20 protein-coding genes and 1 other RNA gene are annotated in these 23,397 nt (G+C 70.5%); 7 read left to right on the forward strand and 14 right to left on the reverse strand.

What is annotated here, in order from left to right; translation table 11 throughout:
• Nucleotides 1–388: 388 nt before the first annotated feature.
• The 6 genes from KBY47_RS27830 to KBY47_RS27855 all read right to left on the reverse strand — a co-directional run bounded on the left by KBY47_RS27830 (nucleotide 389) and on the right by KBY47_RS27855 (nucleotide 7,453).
• Nucleotides 389–871, reverse strand: coding sequence for a hypothetical protein (locus KBY47_RS27830; protein WP_210925690.1), 483 nt, complete (start codon nucleotides 869–871; stop codon nucleotides 389–391).
• The gene (locus KBY47_RS27835; RefSeq protein WP_210925692.1) at nucleotides 861–1,532 is read right to left on the reverse strand and encodes a hypothetical protein; all 672 of its coding nucleotides are present in this window, start codon (nucleotides 1,530–1,532) and stop codon (nucleotides 861–863) included. The genes KBY47_RS27830 and KBY47_RS27835 overlap by 11 nt, the downstream gene beginning before the upstream one ends.
• A 6-nt stretch (nucleotides 1,533–1,538) precedes the next feature.
• Nucleotides 1,539–2,852: an acyltransferase gene (locus KBY47_RS27840; protein ID WP_210925694.1), complete on the reverse strand. Its 1,314-nt coding sequence runs from the start codon at nucleotides 2,850–2,852 to the stop codon at nucleotides 1,539–1,541.
• Nucleotides 2,849–5,041: a bifunctional polysaccharide deacetylase/glycosyltransferase family 2 protein gene (locus KBY47_RS27845; protein WP_210925702.1), complete on the reverse strand. Its 2,193-nt coding sequence runs from the start codon at nucleotides 5,039–5,041 to the stop codon at nucleotides 2,849–2,851. Before KBY47_RS27845 ends, KBY47_RS27840 begins: the two co-directional genes overlap by 4 nt.
• Nucleotides 5,041–5,850 (reverse strand): hypothetical protein, encoded by an 810-nt coding sequence (locus KBY47_RS27850; protein ID WP_210925704.1) that lies wholly within the window; start codon nucleotides 5,848–5,850, stop codon nucleotides 5,041–5,043. The genes KBY47_RS27845 and KBY47_RS27850 overlap by 1 nt, the downstream gene beginning before the upstream one ends.
• A gap of 637 nt (nucleotides 5,851–6,487) precedes the next feature.
• Nucleotides 6,488–7,453, reverse strand: coding sequence for a LysR family transcriptional regulator (locus tag KBY47_RS27855; protein ID WP_210925706.1), 966 nt, complete (start codon nucleotides 7,451–7,453; stop codon nucleotides 6,488–6,490).
• Nucleotides 7,454–7,639: 186 nt separating this feature from the next.
• On the opposite strand from KBY47_RS27855, the gene KBY47_RS27860 reads away from it, so the two are divergent.
• The 6 genes from KBY47_RS27860 to KBY47_RS27885 all read left to right on the forward strand — a co-directional run bounded on the left by KBY47_RS27860 (nucleotide 7,640) and on the right by KBY47_RS27885 (nucleotide 15,399).
• Nucleotides 7,640–8,881, forward strand: a complete 1,242-nt coding sequence (locus tag KBY47_RS27860; RefSeq protein ID WP_210925708.1) for an MFS transporter — start codon at nucleotides 7,640–7,642, stop codon at nucleotides 8,879–8,881.
• A gap of 150 nt (nucleotides 8,882–9,031) precedes the next feature.
• Nucleotides 9,032–10,327: an ABC transporter substrate-binding protein gene (locus KBY47_RS27865; RefSeq protein ID WP_210925710.1), complete on the forward strand. Its 1,296-nt coding sequence runs from the start codon at nucleotides 9,032–9,034 to the stop codon at nucleotides 10,325–10,327.
• Nucleotides 10,324–11,295 carry a carbohydrate ABC transporter permease gene (locus KBY47_RS27870; RefSeq protein WP_210925712.1) on the forward strand — a complete coding sequence of 324 codons (972 nt, stop codon included), beginning with the start codon at nucleotides 10,324–10,326 and terminating at the stop codon, nucleotides 11,293–11,295. The genes KBY47_RS27865 and KBY47_RS27870 overlap by 4 nt, the downstream gene beginning before the upstream one ends.
• The gene (locus KBY47_RS27875; protein WP_210925714.1) at nucleotides 11,292–12,116 is read left to right on the forward strand and encodes a carbohydrate ABC transporter permease; all 825 of its coding nucleotides are present in this window, start codon (nucleotides 11,292–11,294) and stop codon (nucleotides 12,114–12,116) included. Before KBY47_RS27870 ends, KBY47_RS27875 begins: the two co-directional genes overlap by 4 nt.
• Before the next feature lie 26 nt (nucleotides 12,117–12,142).
• A complete protein-coding gene (gene yicI, locus KBY47_RS27880) occupies nucleotides 12,143–14,392 on the forward strand; it encodes an alpha-xylosidase (protein ID WP_210925717.1) in 2,250 nt (749 codons plus the stop codon).
• On the forward strand, nucleotides 14,392–15,399 hold the full coding sequence (locus KBY47_RS27885; RefSeq protein ID WP_210925719.1) for a LacI family DNA-binding transcriptional regulator: 1,008 nt from the start codon (nucleotides 14,392–14,394) through the stop codon (nucleotides 15,397–15,399). Before yicI ends, KBY47_RS27885 begins: the two co-directional genes overlap by 1 nt.
• 71 nt (nucleotides 15,400–15,470) lie before the next feature.
• On the opposite strand, the gene ssrA is transcribed toward KBY47_RS27885, so the two are convergent.
• The 5 genes from ssrA to ftsE form a co-directional block, all read right to left on the reverse strand.
• Nucleotides 15,471–15,870: a transfer-messenger RNA gene (gene ssrA / locus KBY47_RS27890) on the reverse strand.
• 100 nt (nucleotides 15,871–15,970) lie between these two features.
• On the reverse strand, nucleotides 15,971–16,450 hold the full coding sequence (gene smpB, locus KBY47_RS27895) for an SsrA-binding protein SmpB (protein ID WP_210925721.1): 480 nt from the start codon (nucleotides 16,448–16,450) through the stop codon (nucleotides 15,971–15,973).
• Between the two features lie 56 nt (nucleotides 16,451–16,506).
• The gene (locus tag KBY47_RS27900; protein WP_210925722.1) at nucleotides 16,507–17,697 is read right to left on the reverse strand and encodes a S41 family peptidase; all 1,191 of its coding nucleotides are present in this window, start codon (nucleotides 17,695–17,697) and stop codon (nucleotides 16,507–16,509) included.
• 67 nt (nucleotides 17,698–17,764) lie between these two features.
• Nucleotides 17,765–18,682, reverse strand: a complete 918-nt coding sequence (ftsX, locus tag KBY47_RS27905; RefSeq protein ID WP_210925724.1) for a permease-like cell division protein FtsX — start codon at nucleotides 18,680–18,682, stop codon at nucleotides 17,765–17,767.
• 60 nt (nucleotides 18,683–18,742) lie between these two features.
• A complete protein-coding gene (ftsE, locus tag KBY47_RS27910) occupies nucleotides 18,743–19,432 on the reverse strand; it encodes a cell division ATP-binding protein FtsE (protein ID WP_210925726.1) in 690 nt (229 codons plus the stop codon).
• A 223-nt stretch (nucleotides 19,433–19,655) separates the two neighbouring features.
• Between ftsE and KBY47_RS27915 the strand changes: the two genes are divergently transcribed.
• A complete protein-coding gene (locus tag KBY47_RS27915; RefSeq protein WP_210925728.1) occupies nucleotides 19,656–19,850 on the forward strand; it encodes a hypothetical protein in 195 nt (64 codons plus the stop codon).
• 83 nt (nucleotides 19,851–19,933) lie between these two features.
• Here the strand turns inward: KBY47_RS27915 and KBY47_RS27920 are convergent, their stop codons facing one another.
• From KBY47_RS27920 to KBY47_RS27930, 3 genes are all read right to left on the reverse strand, one after another.
• Complete coding sequence (locus tag KBY47_RS27920; protein ID WP_210925730.1) at nucleotides 19,934–20,542, reverse strand: LPXTG cell wall anchor domain-containing protein; 609 nt, start codon at nucleotides 20,540–20,542, stop codon at nucleotides 19,934–19,936.
• 272 nt (nucleotides 20,543–20,814) lie between these two features.
• Nucleotides 20,815–21,921: a peptide chain release factor 2 gene (gene prfB, locus KBY47_RS27925; RefSeq protein WP_210925732.1), complete on the reverse strand. Its 1,107-nt coding sequence runs from the start codon at nucleotides 21,919–21,921 to the stop codon at nucleotides 20,815–20,817.
• Nucleotides 21,922–22,002: 81 nt separating this feature from the next.
• Nucleotides 22,003–23,250 carry a serine/threonine-protein kinase gene (locus KBY47_RS27930; RefSeq protein WP_210925734.1) on the reverse strand — a complete coding sequence of 416 codons (1,248 nt, stop codon included), beginning with the start codon at nucleotides 23,248–23,250 and terminating at the stop codon, nucleotides 22,003–22,005.
• Between the last annotated feature and the right edge of the window lie 147 nt (nucleotides 23,251–23,397).

Raw genomic sequence — 23,397 nt, forward strand, 5'->3', positions numbered from 1 at the left:
CTCTGCCCACAGCCCCGCCAGTCGCCAAGCCGACCCGGCGTGCCCCGACTGCCTGACGCGCATCCCCACCAGCCCGCAAGCCGCTAAGCCAGCCCGGCGTGCTGGCGAGGCGCCAACGCGCTCCCAACCCGCCCTCACCATGCAGCCGACCGAAGGGGCCGACATGGCTCGGCCACCCGTCTTTCCGGGCCGCCCGCTCGCTTCTCACCCGTGCCGGAGCGAGCCGGGGTCAAGGGGCGGCCGCAGGCCGATCGGCGCAGCCGACGCGGAGCGTAGCGGAGCGCCCTTGAGGCCGGGTCGCGGAAGCACGACACTGGCCAAGAAGCGGGCGGCCCCCACGGCAACTTGAGCACTCCGGGTGGTGACAGGTCGGCTCGGTGGCGGCTGTTCAGTCCCAGGTGTTGAAGAGGGCTCCTCCCAGCGTTGTCGTGTCGTGGTGGTGGGCTTGGCGCCACTCGAATTCGGACAGCAGCGATGAGTCGAGGGCGGAGAGGGGCGTGTTGAGCTGGGTGTGATCGAGTACCTCGAAACCGAAGCCCGCCTGGCTGAGAACGCGGGCCCACTGCGGCGGGGCGGTGAAGTCCTCGGCATGCCCGTCCCGGCGGTCTGCGGTGAAGGCGATCCATGGGTGGTGGGCGTGGCACAGCACGACATGCTTCTCCAGGCCCTGGATGACCGACGCGGTGTGGAAGGTGCGGGGATAGGACCGTTCCTCCACTTCCCCCACCACGCCTTTGGCGGCGTGGGCGGCTGCGTGGAGTGCGGTGCGGAAGGCTCGGAGGTCAGTGTCGGGCAGCGGGCCGTCCTCCGGCTGGAAGAAGCCCGTCGCTCCTCGTCGCAAGAAGCGACCCAGGTTCTCGTCATTGCCCATCCGCGTGCTCCTGGCGCATGTGGTCGTCAACGGCGTGCAGTAGGTGACGTAGTGCCTGGGGGGATGCCCAGCCGACGGCGGGGGTCAGGTTGTCCCGCATCGTGGGTTCCGTCGGGAAGAGCACGAGGGCGGACTGGGCCTCGGCGGCCAGCGGGGCCAGGGACGCGCCGCAGTAGGGGTGCTCGGAGTCGATCGCGGCCTGGGTGGAGTCCTGGAGGGTCGCGTGTTCACCGTCGAAGACCCAGTTGACCCCGAAACCGGTGAGCAGAGGGAACCTCACCTCGATTTCCCAGCGGGACAACGGAAGGTCCTCGTAGTCGTCCTGCGGGTCCTGCTCCAGCGCCCGCAGTCGCTGAGCCAGGAAGTGCAAGTACGCACTGGCGTCCCCACCAGCGTCGGCCTGTTCCACGAGCTGCCAGAAGTCCTGCGGCACGCCCTTCGCGTTCTCCGCGCAGAGGATGGCGACATGGTCGAGCAGCGCCGTCACGGTGGCGAGCGGGCACGTCCACTCCGCCGCGGCGGTCGTGCGCGTCGTACGGATGAAGCGCCTCAACTCAGTGTCGAGCGACAGTGCTCCTCCGGACTCCCGCACCGCGGCGGCGCGCTCCAGGACCCTCCGGAGGGGACCGCCGGCGAAGAGGCGGGCGGTGTGCGACAGCATGCCGACTCAGTTCCTGCGTCGAGAGCCTCCGCCACCCCCGCGCCGTACCCCGTTCGGCCAGAAGCGTGGTCTGCGTTTCGCCGCGAGGTCCTCGACCCAGCCGAAGGTCAGGATCGCGAGGCCGATCAGGGGCCAGACGAGGCAGAACATCCACAGGCTGTAGGTGGTGTCCAGGGCGGACGAGGCGCTGGGGTCTTCCATGAAGGGCAGGCTGTAGGCCAGGTCTATCAGCGGGACCGTGGCCATGATGAGCATGTTGTGCCACAGGTAGATGGTGACCGCGCGGTTGTTGGACAGGGTCACCAGCTTGTCCCACTTGGCCAGGCGGCCCGGGAGTTCCTGCCAGGACGGGGAGTACTGGAGGAGGATCACGACGAATCCGAAGGACCAGGTGGCCTGGGCCAGCGGTATGTCGTTCAGGTCCCAGCCGTCGGGGCCCAGGTGGCCGGACGCCCACCACAGGCCGAAGGCCATCACCAGGGCGGCGCAGGAGACCGCGATGTAGCGGGGGATCTCCTTCAGCAGGCCCTCGTGATGGGCGAAGCCCAGGATCCAGCAGCCGCCGTAGACGGCGAAGTCGGTGACCGCGTTGCCCGTCTCGCCGGGGATCGTCACCAGGCCCGTGCCCACCACGGCCGTCAGGGCCAGTGGGGCCAGCAACGTCGGCCACGGGAAGCGGCGGAAGGCCCAGAGGAGGAGCGGGGACGCGATCACGAACCACAGGTACGCGCGGAGGTACCACAGCGGGCCCGCGGCCTGTACCGCCCAGGTCTGTTCCAGCCAGCCCGACTTCGAACCGATGCTCCACGGGTAGGGCGGGGCGCCGATCGGAACCAGGTAGTTGAACAGCTTCAGCAGGGCCCAGAGCGGGCCGTCGTCCGTGTTCTTCGTCGGGTTCCAGCCACCCATGAACAGCAGCGTCAGCACCACCACGCCGAACGCCCACATCGGCGGCAGCAGGCGGCGGACGCGGCCCCTGATGACGCCCAGGGCGGGGCGGCTGAGCGAGCGCGCCATCAGCGAGCCCGCCAGCGCGAACATCACGCCCATGGAGGGGAACAGCACCGTCAGCCAGGCCCAGCCGAAGATGTGGTAGACGACCACGCGGACCAAGGCGATCGAGCGCAGGAGGTCCAGGTAGCGGTCGCGGCCGGGTGCCTTCTTCGTCTCCGGCGCCGGGGTGGGCGCGGGGGCGGGTGGTTCCGGGTCCATGTCCATCGTCCGCTGCTGCGGGACGCCATACGCGTCGTACGTCCCGGCCCCGTAGGTCCCGTAGGCGGATGCCGGTTCCGGACCGCCCGTCGTATAGCCCTGGGTCATCCCACCGGCCTCCCGTCCAGCGCCGGTTCATGGGTCGTCGAACCCGGGGGTGGCGCGCCCACGACTCCCGTGCGGCGGAGCTTCTGCCAGCGGAGGCGGCCGCCGGTCAGGGCGGTGATCCAGGACTGGAGGAGGACGACGTACATCAGCTGGCGGTAGAGGATCTGCTGGAGGGGGAGGGAGATCAGGTGGGTCATCTTCTCCCGGTCCAGGCGGAAGGCGTAGGCCGCGCAGACCGCCTGGATGAGGAGGACGCCCAGCCAGGCCATGATCGTCTTCTCGGTCGGGCCGAAGATGAGGCCGTAGAGCAGGAAGACGTCGATCAGCGGGGCCAGGAGCGGGGCCAGGACCATGAACAGCGACACCAGGGGGAGGCCCACGCGGCCGAAGCGGCCCGACGGGCCCCGGTCGACGAGGGCGCGGCGGTGCTTCCAGATGGCCTGCATGGTGCCGTAGGACCAGCGGTAGCGCTGGGACCAGAGCTGTTGGACGGTCTCCGGGGCCTCGGTCCAGGCGCGGGCGTTCTCGGCGTAGACCACGCGCCAGCCGTCGCGGTGCAGGGCCATGGTGACGTCGGTGTCCTCGGCGAGGGTGTCCTCGCTCATGCCGCCGATGCGCTGCAACGCCGAGCGGCGGAAGGCTCCCACCGCGCCCGGGATCGTCGGCATGCAGCGCAGGATGTCGTACATGCGGCGGTCGAGGTTGAAGCCCATCACGTACTCGATGTGCTGCCAGGCGCCGATGAGGGTGTCGCGGTTGCCGACCTTGGCGTTGCCCGCGACGGCGCCGACGCGCGGGTCGCCGAAGGGCTGAACGAGTTCGCGGACGGTGGCGGGCTCGAAGACGGTGTCGCCGTCCATCATCACGACGATGTCGTGGCTGGCGTTGGCGAGGCCCCGGTTGAGGGCGGCGGGCTTGCCCGCGTTGAGCTGGCGGACGACGCGGACGTTGGGGACGCCCATCGCCTCGACGATGCGTGCCGTGCCGTCGGTCGAGCCGTCGTCGATGACGATGATCTCGATGGGGTGTTCGCTCGCCATCAGGGAGCGGACGGTGTTCTCGATGCACTTGGCCTCGTTGTACGCGGGCACGAGGACCGACACCGGTTCGGTGATGGGCGGGCCCCAGCGGAAGCCCTTGCGGCGGACGCGGCGGGCGTGCGCGGCCGAGAGGAGGAGCATCAGCACGAAGCGGCCGATGACCAGGGAGCCGATGACCGCCAAGCCGACGACGAGGCCGCTGGTGATGTTCTCGGAGGCCTGGACCAGGAAGATCCACGCCTTGCCCTTCCACTGGTCGAGGCCGGTGACCGGACTGTGCGCGCTGGGCGCGTCCAGGGCCTCGGTGAGGTTCTGGAACCGGTAGCCCTCGGCCTTCAGGTCGGGCAGCATCCGGTCCAGCGCGGCCACGGTCTGGGAGCGGTCGCCGCCGGAGTCGTGCATCAGGACGATGGCGCCCTCGCCGTTCTTGGGCGTGGCCTTCTCGATGATCTTCGCGACGCCGGGCCTGCGCCAGTCCTCGCTGTCGGTGTTGTTGACGACGGTGATGTAGCCGCGTGAGCCGATGTACTCGGTGACCGGCCAGGACTTGTTGTCCATGGCGCCGGAGAACGAGGAGTACGGCGGCCTGAAGAGCGAGGTGCGGATGCCCGCCGCGCCGGAGATGGCGAGCTGGTTCTGCGACAGCTCCCAGTCGATGCGGCGCTGGGACTGGTAGGAGAGGTCGGGGTGGTTGAAGGTGTGCAGGCCGATCTCGTGGCCGTCGGCCACCATCTGCCGGACCAGGTCGGGGTAGCGCGAGGCCATGGTGCCGGTGACGAAGAAGACCGCGTGGGCGTCGTGCTTGCGCAGGACCTCTAGGACCTTCGGGGTCCACTCCGGGTCGGGACCGTCGTCGAAGGTCAGGACCAGGCGGTGGTCGGGCACGGTGAGGCTGTCGGTCCGGCCGCCGCGGGTGTCGAGGACGGGGCCGCCGCTGAGGATCTCGGTGGGGACCTTGTCGTTGGCGGCGGGCGGGCGGACGCGGTGGTCGGCGAGGATCTCGCTGTGGACGTAGCCGCGCAGCATCAGCATCGCCATCAGGGCGACCAGGACGAGCGAGGGGAGCAGGAAGCGCAGGGGCAGGCGTCGGCGGGAGCCGTCGGAGGCTCCTGATCGCGAGGCCCCTCGACGGCGTGTGCGGGTTGCCATCAGAGGACGTACTCCGGGGACGACGGGGAGTGAGCGGGGTGGGTGGAGGAGGCGGGGGAAGCGGGGGAAGCCGCGAGGGCGACGGTCACGGTGGGGGCCGTGGGGGCCGTTCCCGCGTCGTCCGCGATCGGGTCCGGGTCGGCCGGTGCGCCCGCGACGGTGTCGGCGCCGGCCCCGGTGGTGTCGCCGCCGCCGGTGTCCTCGCCCGAGGTCTGGGTCGGGTCGGGGTCGGTGGTGGCGGTGTCGGTGGGCTCCGGGTCGGCGGGGCCGTCCGTGGTGGAGGGGGCGGTCGCGGTGGAGCCGCCGCCCGGCTTGGTCGCTCCGCTGCCGGAGCCGGTGGCTCCGGTGGCCGTCGGGTCCGGGCCGGTGGTGACGGTGGTGCCGCCCGGGTTGGTCCCGGAGCCGGTGGTGTCGGGCGCGGGGCCGGAGGCGCCGGGCGTCACCGACGGGTCGGCGCTGGCGTCGGGGCCGGCGCCGGGGTCGGCGCTGCCGGGGTCGGAGGGCAGCGTGGACTCGGTGGGCCGCACGGGGCTGTCGACCTGGCCGGCGGGCTGGTCGCCGTTCTGCTCCGGTACGGGCAGCCAGGGCGCGTTGGAGTTGCCGGAGAGCAGTGTGGCGAGGATCACCACGGCGTAGACGGCGCAGGCGAGGCCGACGAGCATGCCGATGCGGCGGAAGCGGCGGCTGCGGCGGCCCGTCTCGTCGACGAAGACCGGGCCCGCGGCGTCGGGTTCGGTGGTGTCGGGGACGCCCGCGGCGGGGCTCAGCCGCCCGGCGCCGAACTGTACGGCGTCGAGTTGGACGGTCACCTCGTGGGGATCGTGGGTGACTCCGTCGTCGGGCGCCTGGGGCGCCGGCCGGGTGTGCGGTTCCGGCTCCGCTTCCGCCCATGGGTCACGTACGACAGCACCCGCGCCCGAGCCGGGCACAGGCACAGCACCCGCGGCCGGACCGGGCACAGGCACGACACCCGAGACCGGACCGGGCACAGGCACAGCACCTGAGACCGGACCGGGCACAGCCGCCGAACCGGTCCTCGCGCCGGGGACACCGCCCACCGCGTCCGCACCCAGCTGCGGCAACACGGCGGTCTCCGCCGCGTCACCCGCCTCGGCCCCGGCGGCCGACTGGAACCGGTCACGCCGACTGAAGGCATCGAAACCGGACGTCTGCGGGACGGCCCTGGTGTCGCCACCACCGGCACCGACCCCGGCGCCGGCAGCTGTCGAACCCGTGGGGGATGCCACCTCGGGCCACTCAGGTTGGGCGTCTTCTCGCCACTTGTTCACGCGCGCACTTCCCCCCACGGGACAGTTTGCGGGTGCGCATACGACTCCGAGCACCCGTCGTTCGAACCAGGCCCCCACCTAGCCCGAGCGCCCCGTTTACCACACCGTGCTCAGGCCAAGAATGTAGCGCACGTGAGGGTTCCGTGTTCGCCGCGTCTCAGTTATGGACGCTCATCAGATCTTCGTCGATGGCTGGAATCCATCCATCGGCGGGTGGCTGAAGCCAGCCCTCCTCTGCCGCGAGCTGGGCCGCTGCCCGGCGAAGAGCGTGGAAACCGGGGTGCACCAGCCCCTTTCGCCACACCAGCGACACTGGTGACAGCGGCACCGGATCGATCAAGGGCCGCACCACCGTGCCGGGCATGGCCGGAAAGCCCACCACGGCGAGCACCGGGCTCCGCGTCTTGGTCATCAGCCGCTGGAACTCCTCCTCGCCGACCGCCAGCGGAAAGGGTGGCGCCAGTCCGATCCCCCGTCCCTCGAAGAGGTGGCGTGCGAGGTCGGTCCACTCCGGCGTACGGGGATTCCCGGCGCCCGCGTACACCTCCTCGCCCGCCAGCGCGGCCAGCGGCACCGCGTCCAGCGCGGCCAGCCGGTGGTCCTCCGGCAGCATGATCGCCATCGGCTCCAGACGGACCGGCTGGTGGTCCAGCTGTGCCCGCAGCGCCGGGCCGAGCCCCGCGAACCGGCCGAACGACGCGTCGAGGCGCCCGGCGATCAACTCCGCCGCCGCCCCCGTCAGCCCGCTCTCGAAGCGGGCCATCAGCTCCACCTCGGGGGCGAGTTCACGGGCCAGGTGCAGCACACGGCGGTGGGTGTGCAGGCCCGGGGAGTTCAGGTCGACGAGCAGGGGGCGGGCCTGCCCGAAGGCGGTCAGCAGGTCGTCGTGGGCCTGGAGGACACGGCGCGCGTACGGCAGCAGCCGCTCCCCGTCGGCGGTCAGCGTCACCTGCCGGGTGGTCCGCAGGAACAGCTCGGCGCGCAGTTCCCGCTCCAGCCGCCGTACGTCCCTGCTGAGCGCCTGCTGGGCGATGAAGAGCCGGGCGGCGGCCCGGGTGAAGTGCAGCTCCTCGGCGACGGCGACGAAGGCGCGCAGCAGCCGGGGGTCTATGGGGGCGGGCATCCGGCGAATCTACAACGCGGGGCCATCGGCGCTCACCCCACCGGCGGTCACCGCACGGACAATCACCGTCACCCACCCCACCGACGGTCACCGCACAGACGATCACCGTCATTCACAACCAGGGTGCGTGAATCCGCGCTCACCAGGTGTTGGACCCCTTGATCGGGCACGGGCGACGGTAGGCGCATGCCGCAACCGACCCTCGCCGAGCGCACCCACGTCCGCAAGCCCGCCAACCCCTACCTCCGCCTCTTCACCATCCCCGGCACCCGGGCGTTCACGACCGGGAACCTGATAGCCCGCCTGCCGATGGGCATGTTCAGCGTCAGCGCGGTCGTGATGATCGCCGGTTCGAGGGGTTCGTACGCCCTCGCCGGAGCCGTCACCGCGACCGGCCTCGGCGCCACCGCGCTGGTCGCCCCCTGGGTCGCGCGGCTCGTCGACCGGTACGGGCAGGCCCGGATCGCCGTACCGGCGACGCTGTGCGCGGCGCTGGGGAGCCTGGCGCTGGTGCTGTGCGTGCGCTACGGCGCCCCCAACTGGACGCTGTTCGCCGCGTACGCCGCCACCGCGACCACCCCGAACACCGGCGGGATGTCCCGTGCCCGCTGGTCGCACCTGCTGCGGGACGACGCCGAGGGGCTGCACACCGCCAACGCCTTCGAGCAGGCGGCGGACGAGCTGTGCTTCATGCTGGGGCCGGTGCTGGCGGCGTTCCTGTGCGCGACGTTCTTCCCGGAGGCGGGCACGCTCACCGGTGTCGTCCTGCTGGTGGGCGGGGTGCTGCTGTTCGCGGCGCAGCGGTCGACCGAGCCGCCGGTCACCCCCGGCGTACGCCCCGAGGGCAAGGCGCCGTTGCGCGCCCCCGGGATGCGGCCGCTGCTCGTCGTATGCCTGGCGACGGGGGCGGTGTTCGGGGCGATGGAGGTCGTCACGATCGCGTTCGCGGACGCACAGGGACACAAGTCGGCGGCCGGGGTGGTGCTGGCGCTCCAGGCGGCCGGTTCGTGCGCGGCGGGTCTGGTGTACGGGGCGGTGAAGCCGGGGAACCGGGTGACGGCCCGGCTGTCGTGGTGCATCGCGGCGATGACGGCGCTGCTGACGCTGCCGCTGCTGGCGGCGTCGCTGTCCGGCTCGCTGGTGCTGCTCGGGGGCGCGCTGCTGGTCGCCGGGATGGCGACCGCGCCGACGATGGTGACCAACATGACGCTGGTCCAGCGGATCACGCCCGAGGGCCGGCTGAACGAGGGCATGACGCTGGCGGTGACGGGGCTGCTGGGCGGTATCGCCTGCGGCAGCGCGACCGGCGGCTGGGTAGTCGAGCACGTCTCCGCGACGGCGGGCTACGCGGTGCCGGTATCGGCGGCCGGGGCGGCGCTGCTGATCTCCCTCGTCGCGTTCGCGCGATCGAACCGCTTCAACAATTGACGCCCAACGTATTGACGCCCTCCCCGCACCCACATAACTTCGCCCGTCGAAGCGCTTCGACGCTTCGGGCGCCACGCATCGAACCCCGTTCGACAGCCGGGTGTGACGCCTGACCCACCCATCCGACTCCGGCTCCCCGGGAGGCGCGGGATGTTGAGAACACGAAGGCGTGCGGCGGCGACGGCGGTGATCCTTGCCGGATCACTGCTGCTGACCTCCTGCGGAGGCTCGGAGGACGGCGGCGGCTCCGACGGCCAGACGCTCCGTCTCTGGCACTACGAGGCCCCGAACAGCGCCATGGGCGTCGCCTGGACGGAGGCGATCAAGGAGTTCGAGGCGAAGCACCCGGGCGTGAAGGTGAAGTTCGAGGAGAAGAGCTTCGAGCAGATCCAGAAGACCGCGCCCATGGTGCTGAACTCCTCCGACGCGCCCGACCTCATGGAGTACAACAAGGGCAACGCGACCGCGGGCCTGCTCTCCAAGCAGGGCCTGCTCACCGACCTCAGCGCGGAGGCCGAGAAGCGCGGCTGGGACGACAAGCTGAGCGAGGGCGTCCGCACGACCAGCGTGTACGACGAGAACGGCGTGATGGGCTCCGGCAACTGGTACGGGGTCCCCAACTACGCCGAGTACACGATGGTCTTCTACAACAAGGACCTGTTCGAGAAGTACGGCATCGCCGAGCCCACCACCTTCGGTGAACTCACCGCCGCGATGGACGCGTTCGTCGACGAGGGCATCACCCCGCTCGCCAACGCGGGCGCCGAGTACATCGCCCACCAGTACCTCTACCAGCTCGCCCTCTCCAAGGCGGACCGCTCCTGGGTCGACGCCTACGAGCTGTACCAGGGCGAGACCGACTTCCACGACGCGGCCTGGACGTACGCCGCCGAGACCTTCGCCGACTGGGTCGACAAGGGCTACATCGCCAAGACGTCCAGCGGTGCGAAGGCGGAGGCGGCCGGGGTCTCCTTCCTCCAGGGCAACGCGCCGATCCTGTTCTCCGGCTCCTGGTGGTACGGCCGCTTCCAGGACGAGGCGGGCTTCGACTGGGGCACCTTCCTGTGGCCCGGCTCCGACCTCACCCTCGGCTCGGGCGGCAACCTGTGGGTGGTCCCGAAGAACGCGCCGAACAAGGAACTCGCCTACGACTTCATCGACATCACGCTCACCAAGCGCATCCAGAACCTCCTCGGCAACAACGGCGGCGTGCCCGTCGCGGCCGACGCGGACGCGATCACCGACCCGCAGTCGAAGAAGCTGATCGAGGACTTCAACACCCTCTCCGGCCGCGACGGACTCGCCTTCTACCCGGACTGGCCGGTCACCGGCTTCTACGACGTCCTGGTCTCCGAGACCCAGAAGCTGATCACCGGCAGCGCGTCGACGGACGAGTACCTGGACGCCCTGCAGGACGCGTACGACAAGGGCGTACCGAAGCGATGACGGTCACCGTCGAGAAGCGGCGGGCGGCGCCCCACCGGCAGGCCGGCAGGGCCCGCCCCCGCCCCCGGGACTCCTACGCCCTGTTCCTGCTCCCCGGCGCCCTCGCCTTCCTCGCCGTGATCGTGCTGCCGTTCCTGATGAACACGGGCGTCAGCTTCACCGACTGGCAGGGCGTGGGCGCCCCCGGCGCCGACGACTTCACCGGCCTGGAGAACTACCGGGAGCTGCTGGACGACAGCGAGTTCTGGGCGTCGTTCCGGCACAGCCTCTTCATGGTGCTGGCGATGGCGGCCGTACCGACCCTGCTGGGTCTGGTGCTGGCGGCGGCGCTGTTCGACTACGTCGGCAAGCACTTCGGCACGAAGACGGTCGCGGTGCTGCGGGCCTGCTTCTACCTCCCGCAGGTGCTGCCGATCGCGGTCGCGGGCATCGTGTGGAGCTGGATCCTGGCGCCCGAGAACGGCTCACTCAACGAGCTGCTGAAGGCGGTCGGCCTCGGCTCCTGGCAGCAGGACTGGCTGGGCGATCCGGATCTCGCGCTGTACACCGTGATGGGCGTCCTGGTGTGGGTGCAGCTCGGCTTCCCGCTGGTCGTCTTCATGGCGGGCCTCCAGCGCGTCGACCCGCAGCTGTACGAGGCGGCCGAGCTGGACGGGGCGGGCTGGTGGCGCCGTTTCTGGCACATCACGCTGCCGCAGATCCGGCCGGAGACGTATGTCGTGCTGACGTGGTGCACGATCGCCGCCCTGAAGGTGTTCGGCGCGGTGTACGTGCTGACGAAGGGCGGGCCCGGCGGCGCCACGAACGTGCCGTCGTACTTCTCCTTCACCACGTTCTTCGAGAAGACCCAGGTCGGCTACGGCGCGGCGATCTCGACGGTGCTGACCGTCGTCATCCTCGCCCTGTCGCTGGTCGGGCTGAAGCTCCAGACCCGCGCGGAGGACGCCGAGATGGGGAGCAGAACATGACCCGGGCCCTGCGCCGCTACCCGGTGCTGGTCGCGCTGGCCATCGCCGCCCTCTTCATGATCGTGCCGTTCCTGATCGTCGCCGTGAACGCGGCGAAGTCACCGGCCGAGTACTCCCAGAACGGCCCGCTCAGCCTCCCCGAGGGCCTGTACCTCGACGGCCTGAAGGACTTCTGGGAGCGCGTCGACTACGGCCAGAAGCTGTTCAACTCCGTGCTGATCAGCGGCTCGGTGGCGGTCCTCGCCGCGGTGATCTCCGTCCTGAACGCGTACGCCATCGGCATCGGCCGGGTGAAGGGGCGGGCCTGGGTGCTGGCGTTCTTCGTGCTGGCCAACATGCTGCCGCAGGAGGCGCTGGTCTACCCGGTGTACTACCTCAGCAAGGAAGTCGGCCTGTACGACACCAGGCTGAGCGTGATCATCGTGTTCACGGTGATCCAGGCGGCCTTCGGGACGTATCTGCTGGCCTCCGTGCTCGGCCAGTTCCCGCGGGAGGTCATCGAGGCGGCCCGCATCGACGGGGCGAACAAGTGGCAGGTGCTGTGGCGGATCGTCGTCCCGGTCAGCCGCCCGACCCTCGGTGTGCTGCTGGTGTTCTTCTTCATCTGGACGTGGAACGAGTTCCTGCTGCCGCTGGTGATGCTGATCTCCAACGACAACCAGACGGTGTCGGTGGCCCTCGGTGTCCTCCAGGGCCAGCGTCTGATGGACGCCACCATGACCAACGCCGCCGCCCTGCTCGGCGTGCTCCCCGCGCTCGTCTTCTTCCTCGTCTTCCAGCGGACCCTCACCCGTGGCATCGCCGTGGGCGCGGTCAAATAACGGTCAAGTGAAGGGGGACCCCCCACGTGAAGTTCACCGACGGCTACTGGCTGCTCCGCGACGGTGTCACCGCGGCCCATCCGGTCGAGGTACTCGATGTCGCGGACCGGGACGGCGCGCTGGAGGTCCACGCGCCGACCCAGCCCATCCGCCACCGCGGCGACCTGCTGAAGGGACCGGTCGTGACGATCACCGCGCACGCCCCGATGCCCGACGTCATCGGCGTCACCGTCACCCACTTCGAGGGCGAGCAGTCGCGCGGCCCCGAGTTCGACCTGAGCCGCACCGACTTCACGCCCCAGCTGTCGTACGACGACGAGCACGCCACCCTCACCTCCGGCGACCTGTCGGTGCGGATCTCCCGCGGCGGGCCCTGGCACGTCGACTTCCTCGCCGGCGGCCGCACCCTCACCACCAGCGGCCCCAAGGGCATCGGCATCATGCGGGACGCGAGCGGCGCCCACTACCTGCGCGAGCAGCTGGGCCTGGGCGTCGGCACCTCCGTGTACGGCCTCGGGGAACGCTTCGGCCCGCTGGTGAAGAACGGGCAGGTCGTCGACATCTGGAACGCCGACGGCGGCACCGCCACCGAACAGGCGTACAAGAACGTGCCGTTCTATCTGACGGACGCGGGCTACGGCGTCTTCGTCGACCACCCGGGCAAGGTGTCCTTCGAGGTCGGCTCGGAGACGGTGTCCCGGGTGCAGTTCAGCGTGGAGGCGCAGGAGCTGACGTACTACGTCATCCACGGCCCGAGCCCGAAGGAGATCCTGCGCAAGTACACCGCCCTGACCGGCCGTCCGGCGCTGCCGCCCGCCTGGTCGTTCGGGCTGTGGCTGTCGACGTCGTTCACCACGTCGTACGACGAGGAGACCGTCACCTCCTTCATCGAGGGCATGCGGGAGCGCGAACTGCCCCTCTCGGTGTTCCACTTCGACTGCTTCTGGATGCGGGAGTTCCACTGGTGCGACTTCCAGTGGGACCCGCGGGTCTTCCCCGACCCGGAGGGCATGCTGGCCCGGCTGAAGGAGCGTGGGCTGCACGTCTCGGTGTGGATCAACCCGTACATCGCCCAGCGCTCCCCCCTGTTCGCGGAGGGCAAGGCGCTCGGGCACCTGCTGAGGCGGCCGGACGGCGGTGTCTGGCAGTGGGACCTGTGGCAGCCGGGGATGGCGCTGGTGGACTTCACCAGCCCGGCCGCCCGCGACTGGTACGCGGCCAAGCTGGAGGCGGTGCTCGCGCAGGGCGTGGACTGCTTCAAGACCGACTTCGGCGAGCGGGTGCCCACGGACGTGGTCTGGGCGGACGGCTCCGACCCGGAGCGGATGCACAACTACTACACCTACCTGTACAACCGCACCGTCTTCGAGGTGCTGCGCAAGCACCGCGGGGAGGGCGAGGCGGTGGTGTTCGCCCGGTCGGCGACCGCCGGGAGCCAGAAGTTCCCGGTGCACTGGGGCGGCGACTGCGAGGCGACGTACGAGTCCATGGCGGAGTCGCTGCGCGGCGGACTCTCGCTCGGGCTCTCCGGGTTCGGCTACTGGAGCCATGACATCGGCGGCTTCGAGGGCACCCCGACGGCCGCCCTGTTCAAACGGTGGCTGGCCTTCGGGATGCTGTCCTCGCACAGCCGGCTGCACGGCAGCTCCTCCTACCGGGTGCCGTGGCTGTTCGACGAGGAGTCGGTGGACGTGCTGCGGCACTTCACCCGGCTGAAGCTGAGCCTGATGCCGTACCTGTACGAGGCCGCCCGCACCGCCCACGCCCAGGGCACGCCGATCATGCGGGCGATGGTCCTGGAGTTCCCGGACGACCCCGGGTGCGCGCACCTGGAACGGCAGTACATGCTCGGGTCGGACCTGCTGGTCGCGCCCGTCTTCAGCGACGAGGGCGACGTCACCTACTACGTCCCCGAGGGCACCTGGACCCACTTCGTGACCGGGGAGACGGTGACCGGGCCGCGCTGGGTGCGTGAGCGGCACGGGTTCGACAGCGTGCCGCTGCTGGTGCGGCCGGGCGCGGTGATCCCGGTGGGCGCGGTGGCCGACCGGCCCGACTATCCGCACGCCGACGGGGTGACGCTGCGGGCGTACGGCCTTGAGCGGGGCGCCCAGGTGACGGTTCCCGTCGGTGACGTCACCTTCACCGTCGTACGCGAGGGCGACATGCTGCGGGCCTCGTGCAGTGATCCGGCGGCCCCGTGGGCGCTGGCCGCCGGGGAGCGGGAGGCGCGGGCCGCGGCCGGGACCGGGTTCCTCACCCTGGAGCTGGGCTGATGGTGAAGATCACGGATGTGGCCCGGCACGCCGGGGTCTCCCCCAGCACCGTGTCCTACGCGCTCAGCGGCAAGCGCCCGATCTCCGAGGAGACCCGGCGCCGCGTCGAGGACTCCATCCGCGCCCTCGGCTACCGCCCGCACGCCGGTGCCCGCGCCCTGGCCAGCAGCAAGTCGAACGTGCTGGCCCTGGTGGTGCCCTTACGCGCCGGTATCCACGTCCCGGTCGTGATGGAGTTCGCGGTGTCCGTGGTGACCACCGCCCGCGCCCACGACCACGACGTACTGCTGCTCACCCAGGAGGAGGGCGAGGACGGGCTGCGCCGGGTCGCGGACACGGCCCTCGTCGACGCCCTGATCCTGATGGACGTCCAGCTCGACGACCCCCGGCTGCCGCTGCTGCGCTCGCTGGAGCGGCCGTCGGTGATGATCGGCTTTCCGGCCGAGGCCGAGGGGCTGACCTGCATCGACCTCGACTTCAGGGCGGCCGGGGAGCTGTGCGTGGACCATCTGGCGGCCCTCGGGCACCGGGTGGTGGGGCTGGTGGGGTCGCCGCCGGAGGTGTACGTGCGCGGGACGGCGTTCGCGCAGCGCGTGCTGCAGGGGTTCACCGCGGCCGCCGACCGGCACCGGCTGTCGTCCGTCGTGCACCCCTGCGAGGCCTCGCCCGCCGCGGCCCGGGCCGCCGCCGAACGGCTGCTGCGTGAGCAGCCCGCGCTGACCGGTGTCGTCGTCCACAACGAGCCGGTCCTCGAACCGCTCATCGACACCTTCGAGCAGCTCGGTCTGCGGGTGCCCGGCGATCTGTCGGTGACCGCGATCTGCCCGCGCGAGCAGGCCGAGTCGGTGCGGGTGCCCGTCACCTCGGTCGCCCTGCCGTCCACGGAGATCGGTACGCGGGCGGTGGAGCTGCTGATGGGGAAGCTGGGCGGCGAGCCCGTCGACGAGGCGACGCTGCTCCCGGCCCGGCTGACGGTGCGGGCGAGCACGGCACCGCGCACGGCCTGACACCGGGTTCCGGGAACACGACGAGGGCCCGGTGGCTGGCTGGCAGCCTCCGGGCCCTCGTCACATGGAGATAGTGGAGATGGCGGGAATCGAACCCGCGTCCAACGGTGCGGAACCAGGGCTTCTCCGTGTGCAGTCCGCTGCGCTTTTCTCGGCCCCGGAGATCACGCGGACAAGTCTCCGACGGGCTCAGTCACTGTTTGGTTTCCCTCTACACCCCGTGACCGGGTTTAGAGGTTTAGTCCCCTAGTCGATGCCAGGATCCGGGTCGGGAACATCCCCGGGCTGACACTCCCTTTAGTAGGAGGCTCGCTCGCGCTGCCTATCAGGCAGCGAGGGCGAAGGCCTGCTGGGAGGAATCGCGCTTGGTGTTGGCGATTATTTTTTTCGGCCTGTGGTTTACGAGATCATGGCCGCTTCCTCGACACGCTTCCCCTGCTTCGACAGCCGCTGTCGAAACCGATCATCCCCATGTTGATTTTTCAATCTGCGACCCGCTGTGAGGCCGGGTGCCATCGTACGTGAACAACGCGGGCGGATGCCAGCGTATTCCCGGCGCCCCGGCCGGGGCTCAGGCCCGCTGCTTGCGGCGCACCGCGGACATCGCCCGCTCCGCCTCACGGCGGTCCTGCTTCTCGCGGAGTGTCTGCCGCTTGTCGTACTCCTTCTTGCCCTTCGCCAGGGCGATCTCGACCTTCGCGCGGCCGTCCTTGAAGTACAGGGCGAGCGGCACGATGGTGTGCCCCGTCTCCTGGGACTTGGACTCCAGCTTCTCGATCTCCGCGCGGTGCAGCAGCAGCTTCCGCTTGCGGCGGGCGCTGTGGTTGGTCCAGGTGCCCTGGCTGTACTCGGGCACGTGCACGTTGTGCAGCCAGGCCTCGTGCCCGTCGAGCTGCACGAACCCGTCCGCGAGCGAGGCCCGTCCCTGGCGCAGCGACTTCACCTCGGTGCCGGTGAGGACCATGCCGGCCTCGTAGGTGTCGATGATGAGGTAGTCGTGCCGCGCCTTCTTGTTCTGCGCGATCAGCTTGCGCCCTTTTTCCTTAGCCATAGTCAGGCCATTTTCGCACCATGGAGGGGGTGCGCGGGAAGCCGTTTACGCGCGGGTCACCCGGGGTCCTGCTGACCGAGGCCGCCCAGCACCGTCTCCGCCCGGCTGAGGGCCTCCCGCCCCGCCTCCAGGTCGGGGGTGATGCCCTCGCCGTCGACGCCGCGCCCGGCCGGGGTGCGGTAGTGGCCGACGGTCAGCTCGGCGACCGAGCCGTCGGGCAGCTGGCGGGGCATCTGCACGGAACCCTTGCCGAAGGTGCGCGAGCCCACGACCACCGCCCGGCCCCGGTCCTGGAGGGCACCGGTGAGCAGCTCGGCCGCGCTCATCGTGCCCCCGTCGACGAGCGTGACCAGGGGCCTGGTGGTGTCGCCGTCGGGTTCGGCGTGCAGGGCCTGCTGCTCGCCCTCGACGTCGTAGGTGGCGACCAGGCCGCCGTCGAGGAAGGCGGAGGCGGCGGTGACGGCCTCGGTGACCAGACCGCCGGGGTTGCCGCGCAGGTCGAGGATGACGCCGTCGTCGGAGGGCGCCTGCCGCACGGCGGCGCGTACGGCGTCGCCGGAGCCCTTGGTGAAGGCGGCGACCTTGATCACGGTGGCGCCGTCGGCGAGCCGCCGTACGGTGACCGAGTCGGTGGAGAGCCGGGCGCGGCGCAGGGTGAGGCTCCACGCACGCGTGCCGCGTTCCACGCCGAGCCGGACGGTGGACCCGGCGGAGGCGTCCGGGGCGTCGGCGTCCCCTGCGTCGCCGCGCAGCAGGGCGACGACCTCGGTGACCGGCAGCCCGTCGACGCTGCGTCCGTCGATGCTGCGCAGCCGGTCCCCGGCGCGGATGCCGGCGTCGGCGGCGGGCGACCCGGAGCGCACCTCGGTCACCTCGACCCGGCCGGACCGCTCACGCCGCGCCCACAGGCCGACGCCGGTGTACTCGCCGTCCAGGGCGTCCTCGAACTCCTCGTACTCGCCCTTGGAGTAGACGGCGCCCCAGCGGTCCCCGCTGCGGCTGACGGCGCGCTGGGCGGCCTCCACGGGGGACTGCCCGGACTCCATGGCCTCGGCGGCGGCCCGCGCCACCTCGTCGGGGCGGCTGGCGGCGGCCGCCGTACGCGCGGCGTCGGGTTCCCGCTCGCCGTCGGAGCCGGGCAGCGAGCCGGTCGCGGCACCGGCCACCAGGACGCTCGCGAAGACCAATGTCAGGGCGGCCCCGCGGCGGATGCGGCGGGGCGGACAGAACAGGTCGCGGCCTGACATGGCGGTGAGTCTAGGACAACGCGGAGGGCCGCACGGTCCGTTGACCGCACGGCCCTGTTGGGGTACGTCACACCTTCAGGTACTTGCGCAGCGCGAAGAACGCTGCCAATGCGGGCATCAGCACACTGGTCGCGAGGATCAGCGGGAGTTTCGTCAACACCGCGTCCCAGCCGATGAAGTTGATCAGGTTCAGCTTCTCGGAGAGGGCGAGTCCGTTGTCGATGATGAAGTACCGCCCCACGAGCAGGAATCCGCACGCGAGCCCGCCGCCGATGAGACCGGCGACGGCGGCCTCCATGATGAACGGCGCCTGGATGTAGAAGCCGGAGGCGCCGACGAGGCGCATGATGCCGGTCTCCCGGCGGCGGCTGAACGCCGAGACGCGCACCGTGTTGACGATCAGCATCAGCGCGACCACCAGCATCAGCGCCATGATCGCGCGTGCCGCCCAGTTCATGCCGTTCAGCAGCCCGAAGAGGTTGTCCAGGATGCCCTTCTGGTCCTGCACCGACTGCACGCCGTCACGCCCGTCGAAGGCGGTCGCGATGACCTGGTACTTCTCCGGGTCCGTCAGCTTGATCCGGTAGGACTCCTGCATCTGGTCCGGGGTGAGGGAGCTGGCCAGCGGCGAGTCGCCGAACTGCTCCTTGTAGTGCTTGTACGCCTCGTCCTGCGACTCGTACGTCACCGAGTCGACGACCGACATCTTCTCCAGGTCGGTCTGGATCTGTTCCTTCTGATCCTTGGTGACCGCGCCCTTGGCGCAGTTGGGGTCGGACTCGGCGTCGCTCTTGTTGCACAGGAACACCGAGACGTTGACCTTGTCGTACCAGTAGCCCTTCATGGTGTTCACCTGGTCGCTCATCAGGAGCGACCCGCCGAACAGGGCGAGCGACAGGGCCACGGAGACGACGACGGCGAACGTCATCGTCAGGTTGCGGCGGAGACCGACACCGATCTCGGACAGAACGAACTGGGCGCGCATGGCGTCTTCTTCAGGCCTTTCCGGGGACGTCTGCGATGTCTGCGGCGGACAGGGGCGGCATCAGTGCTGGTAGCCGTAGACGCCGCGTGCCTGGTCGCGGACGAGGCGGCCCTTCTCCAGCTCGATGACGCGCTTGCGCATCTGGTCCACGATGTTCTGGTCGTGGGTCGCCATCACCACGGTGGTGCCCGTGCGGTTGATGCGGTCGAGCAGCTTCATGATGCCGACGGACGTCTGCGGGTCCAGGTTGCCGGTGGGTTCGTCGCAGATGAGCAGTTTGGGCCGGTTCACGAAGGCCCGTGCGATGGCGACGCGCTGCTGCTCACCACCGGACAGCTCGCCCGGCATCCGGTCCTCCTTGCCGCCGAGCCCGACCAGCTCGAGCACCTGCGGCACGGACTTGCGGATCTCGCCACGGGACTTGCCGATGACCTCCTGGGCGAAGGCCACGTTCTCGGCGACCGTCTTGTTGGGCAGCAGCCGGAAGTCCTGGAAGACCGTCCCCAGCTGGCGCCGGATCTGCGGCACCTTCCAGTTGGAGACGCGGGCGAGGTCCTTGCCCAGAACGTGCACCTGGCCGTGGCTGCACCGCTCCTCGCGGAGGATCAGCCGCAGGAAGGTGGACTTTCCGGAGCCGGAGGACCCCACGAGGAACACGAACTCGCCCTTCTCGACCTCAAGGGAGACATCCCTGAGGGCTGGACGGGTCTGCTTGGGGTAGACCTTGGAGACATTGTCGAATCGGATCACGGATGCACCACGGGTCGCCGGGGGTAGATGAGCGTGACCATACGCGAACCGGGCGCACCAGCGCAGGCACCGGTAGGGGTTGTGAGGGGCTTGTGCGCTTTTGTGCAGGGCAGCCTTTCCGAGCGCCCGCGCCCTTCCCGGGGGAACCTGGCACAGTGGGAGGGGAACGTTCGGGTTCCCGCGGGCGTTGTCACGGTGTAACCGGCACGAGGAGGGCGAGCGCATGACGTACGACCGGCTGGTGTGCGCGAACTGCGCCGCACCCGTGAGCGAGGGCCGTTGCCCCGTGTGCCGGGCCAACCGCGAGCGACTCCAGCAGGGCAACCCCTTCGCGGCCCTGACCCCCGCGGCGCTGATCGCCCTGCTGGCGGTCCTGGTCGCCGCGCTGGCGCTGCTGGCGGCCCACCAGACCGCGTAGGACCGGACCGCGTAAGAACCCGGCAAGGGCCCGGAGCATCCGCTCCGGGCCCTTGTCCTGCGTACGGTTACCTCCGGCTACCCTCAGGCAGCCGCGCCGCCACGGCCGCCCATCAGGCGCGGCAGCACCCGGAAGCCGACACCACCGGCGATCATCGTCGCGGCGCCGACCAGCAGGAACGTGGTCTGCGCGGCACCCGTCTCGGCCAGCTCGTCGCCGCCGCCCTGGGCGGAAGGCTCGACGGAGGGCTCGGAACCGGTGTCCGTCAGCGCGGAGGAACCCTCGCTCTGCGCGGAGTCACCGGAGCCGCCGTCGGGGTCGGTGTTGTTGCCACCACCGTTGCCGTTGCCGTTTCCGTTCCCATTGCCGTTGTCGTTCCCGTTGCCCGGGTTGCTCGGGCTCGGGTCCTCCTCGACCGGGTTCTCGGGCTCGGTGGGCTCAGGGTCCTCCGTCTCGGACTCGGTCGGGTCCGGGCTGTCGGGGATGCTGGGGTCCGGGTCCGGGTCCGGCTCCGTGGTGGAGGGGTCCGGGTCGGGCGTCTCGGTCTCGCACTCGATCTCGATGCCGATGTCACAGGTGGGCGGCTCATCGCCCTCGGCCTGCGCGACACCCGTCCACAGCAGCGACGCACCCGCCGCCACGACGGCACCGGCTGCGATACGCGCGACGCGCATCCGCGTCTTGTTGGTCATTGGTTGCTACCCCCAGTAGCTAATCGTCATGAGGCGGCGCTCGGGGCCGTGATCGACGGAGGTAGCTGTAGCCGAAACCCCCCGGTTCACATGCGCCCCGCAGATACGCATGCCGCGCCTCACCTTTCCGACTTTTCAAAGAAGCGTCAAGGCCGTTGCGTACGCAATGTCCTATTGCTGCTTGTTTGACGGGGGGTTGAAGTGTGTAGGTGTGATGTAAAAGGCAACTGCCGCCTCAAGGGCGGCAGTTGCCATGTCGACAAAGCGTCGCGTTACTTCTCCCGCTGCTTGCGCCAGCGAATCCCGGCCTCCAGGAACCCGTCGATCTCACCGTTGAACACGGCCTCGGGGTTGCCGACCTCGAACTCGGTGCGCAGGTCCTTGACCATCTGGTACGGGTGCAGGACGTACGAACGCATCTGGTTGCCCCAGGAGTTGCCGCCGTCGCCCTTCAGGGCGTCCATCTTGGCCTGCTCCTCCTGGCGGCGCCGCTCCAGCAGCTTGGCCTGGAGGACGTTCATCGCGGTCGCCTTGTTCTGGATCTGCGAGCGCTCGTTCTGGCAGGAGACGACGATGCCGGTGGGCAGGTGGGTGATGCGCACCGCCGAGTCGGTGGTGTTCACGCCCTGACCGCCGGGGCCCGAGGACCGGTAGACGTCGATGCGCAGCTCGGACTCGTCGATGTCGACGTGGTCGGACTGCTCGACGACGGGGAGGACCTCGACGCCCGCGAAGGACGTCTGGCGGCGCCCCTGGTTGTCGAAGGGCGAGATCCGCACCAGGCGGTGGGTGCCCTGCTCGACGGAGAGGGTGCCGTAGGCGTACGGCACCTGCACGGCGAAGGTGGTGGACTTGATGCCCGCCTCCTCCGCGTACGACGTCTCGTAGACCTCGGTCTTGTAGCCGTGCTGCTCGGCCCAGCGCAGGTACATGCGCTGGAGCCGCTCGGCGAAGTCGGCCGCGTCGACGCCACCGGCCTCGGCGCGGATGTTCACCAGCGCCTCACGGGCGTCGTACTCGCCGCTGAGGAGGGTGCGGACCTCCATCTCGTCCAGCGCCTTGCGGACGGCGGACAGCTCGGTCTCGGCCTCGGCGCGGGTGTCCGGGTCGTCCTCCTCCTCGGCCATCTCGAACAGCACGGAGAGATCGTCGATCCGTCCGCGCAGCGCCTCGGCCTTCCTGACCTCGGCCTGGAGGTGGGAGAGACGGCTGGTGATCTTCTGCGCCTCGTCCGGGTTGTCCCACAGGGACGGCGCGGCCGCCTGCTCCTCGAGCACGGCGATGTCTGCCCTCATCCTGTCGAGGTCCAGGACGGCCTCGATCGACTCCATGGTCGAGGAGAGGGACTTCAGCTCTTCGGATACATCGACGACTGCCACGCCTCCAGCGTAACGGCTCCGCCAGGCGGTCCATGCCGGACCGTCCCGGCCGGGTCCGTGGGGTCACGGCGGGGAGCCGGGTCAGGGCGACTCGGGCGCCGAGTGCCGGGTCTCGCGCGGGGGCGCGGAGGCGTCGTCGTCCGCCGTGGCCAGCCAGGTGCCGACGCCCGCCGCCGTAACGAGGACCACGGCCGCCACGGTCAGCGTCACCCGGCGGCGCCGGGCCGCGACACGGTGCCGGGCCGAGCCGGGGCGGGGGGCACCGGCGGGGCGGGGGGCGCGGGCGGTGCCCCGGGCGCCCCCGGCCAGCTCGTCGGGGCCGGGGACCCTCATCGACGTATGGGTGTCACGGTTGGAGTCCGGCTTGGCGCCGGGGACCAGGGGGACCGCGCCGCGCCGTATCCGCGCCGGGGCCGGGGGCTCGCCCGGGGCCGTGACGGTGGCGGGCTCCTCGGCGTCGGGGTCGGTGTCGGCGTCCGGCTCGTCGACGTCCAGCGGCGGCAGCCCGGCCAGCAGCGGCAGCTGTTCCCGCAGCCGGGCGGCCAGCTCGGAGGCGCGCAGCCGGGACGCGGGCGCCTTGGCGAGGCACTGCACGAGCAGCTGCCACAGCTCCTCGGGGATGCCGGGCAGCGGGACGACGGTCTCGGTGACATGGCGGCGCAGTACGGCGCCGGGGTGGCCGCCGCCGAACGGGGTGAACCCGGCGAGCAGCTCGTAGAGGACGGTGGCCAGCGCGTAGATGTCGACGGAGGCGCGCGGCGGCAGGCCCTCCACGATCTCCGGGGCGAGGTAGTCCGGCGTGCCGATGATCTTCGTGGCGCGGGTCCGCTTCGGGGAGTCGATCAGCTTGGCCACGCCGAAGTCGGTGAGCAGCGCCCGGTGCGAGCCGCCGGGCCCGAGCGGGCCCTGCATGTCGAGCAGGATGTTCTCCGGCTTGACGTCCCGGTGCACGACCCCCTTCGCGTGCGCCGCGGCCAGCCCGTCCGCCACGTCGGCCACGATCGCCACCGCCGCCTCGGGCGCGAGCCGCCGTTCGCGCTCCAGCCGGGTGCGCAGATCGGTGCCGCGGACGAGGTCCATGACGAGCGCGAGGTCGTTGCCGTCCACGACGAGGTCGCGGACGGAGACCACGTTCGGGTGGTCGAGGCCGAGCAGGGCCGTGCGCTCCTGGACGAAGCGTCCGACGAGTTCCTGGTCGGACGCGAGATCCTCGCGCAGCAGCTTGATGGCGACGGGTCCCTCGGGTCCCTCGCCCAGCCACACCGTGCCGGCGCTGCCCCGTCCCAGGATCTGGTTCGCGGTGTACCGGCTGCCGATCTTCCGTGCCAAGACTGCTCCTACAGACGCGTGTTGTCGCTAAAACTACGCGTCCGAGGAGCCAACCTTCACCGCGGAGCCCGAAATCACCCGCTGGGTGTCGACAAATCCACAGACTGGGCCTAGGGCCTGTCGTTGGGATCATGTCGGCGTCGCGGG

The organism is Streptomyces sp. B93 (genome assembly GCF_018070565.1).
Classification (GTDB): domain Bacteria; phylum Actinomycetota; class Actinomycetes; order Streptomycetales; family Streptomycetaceae; genus Streptomyces.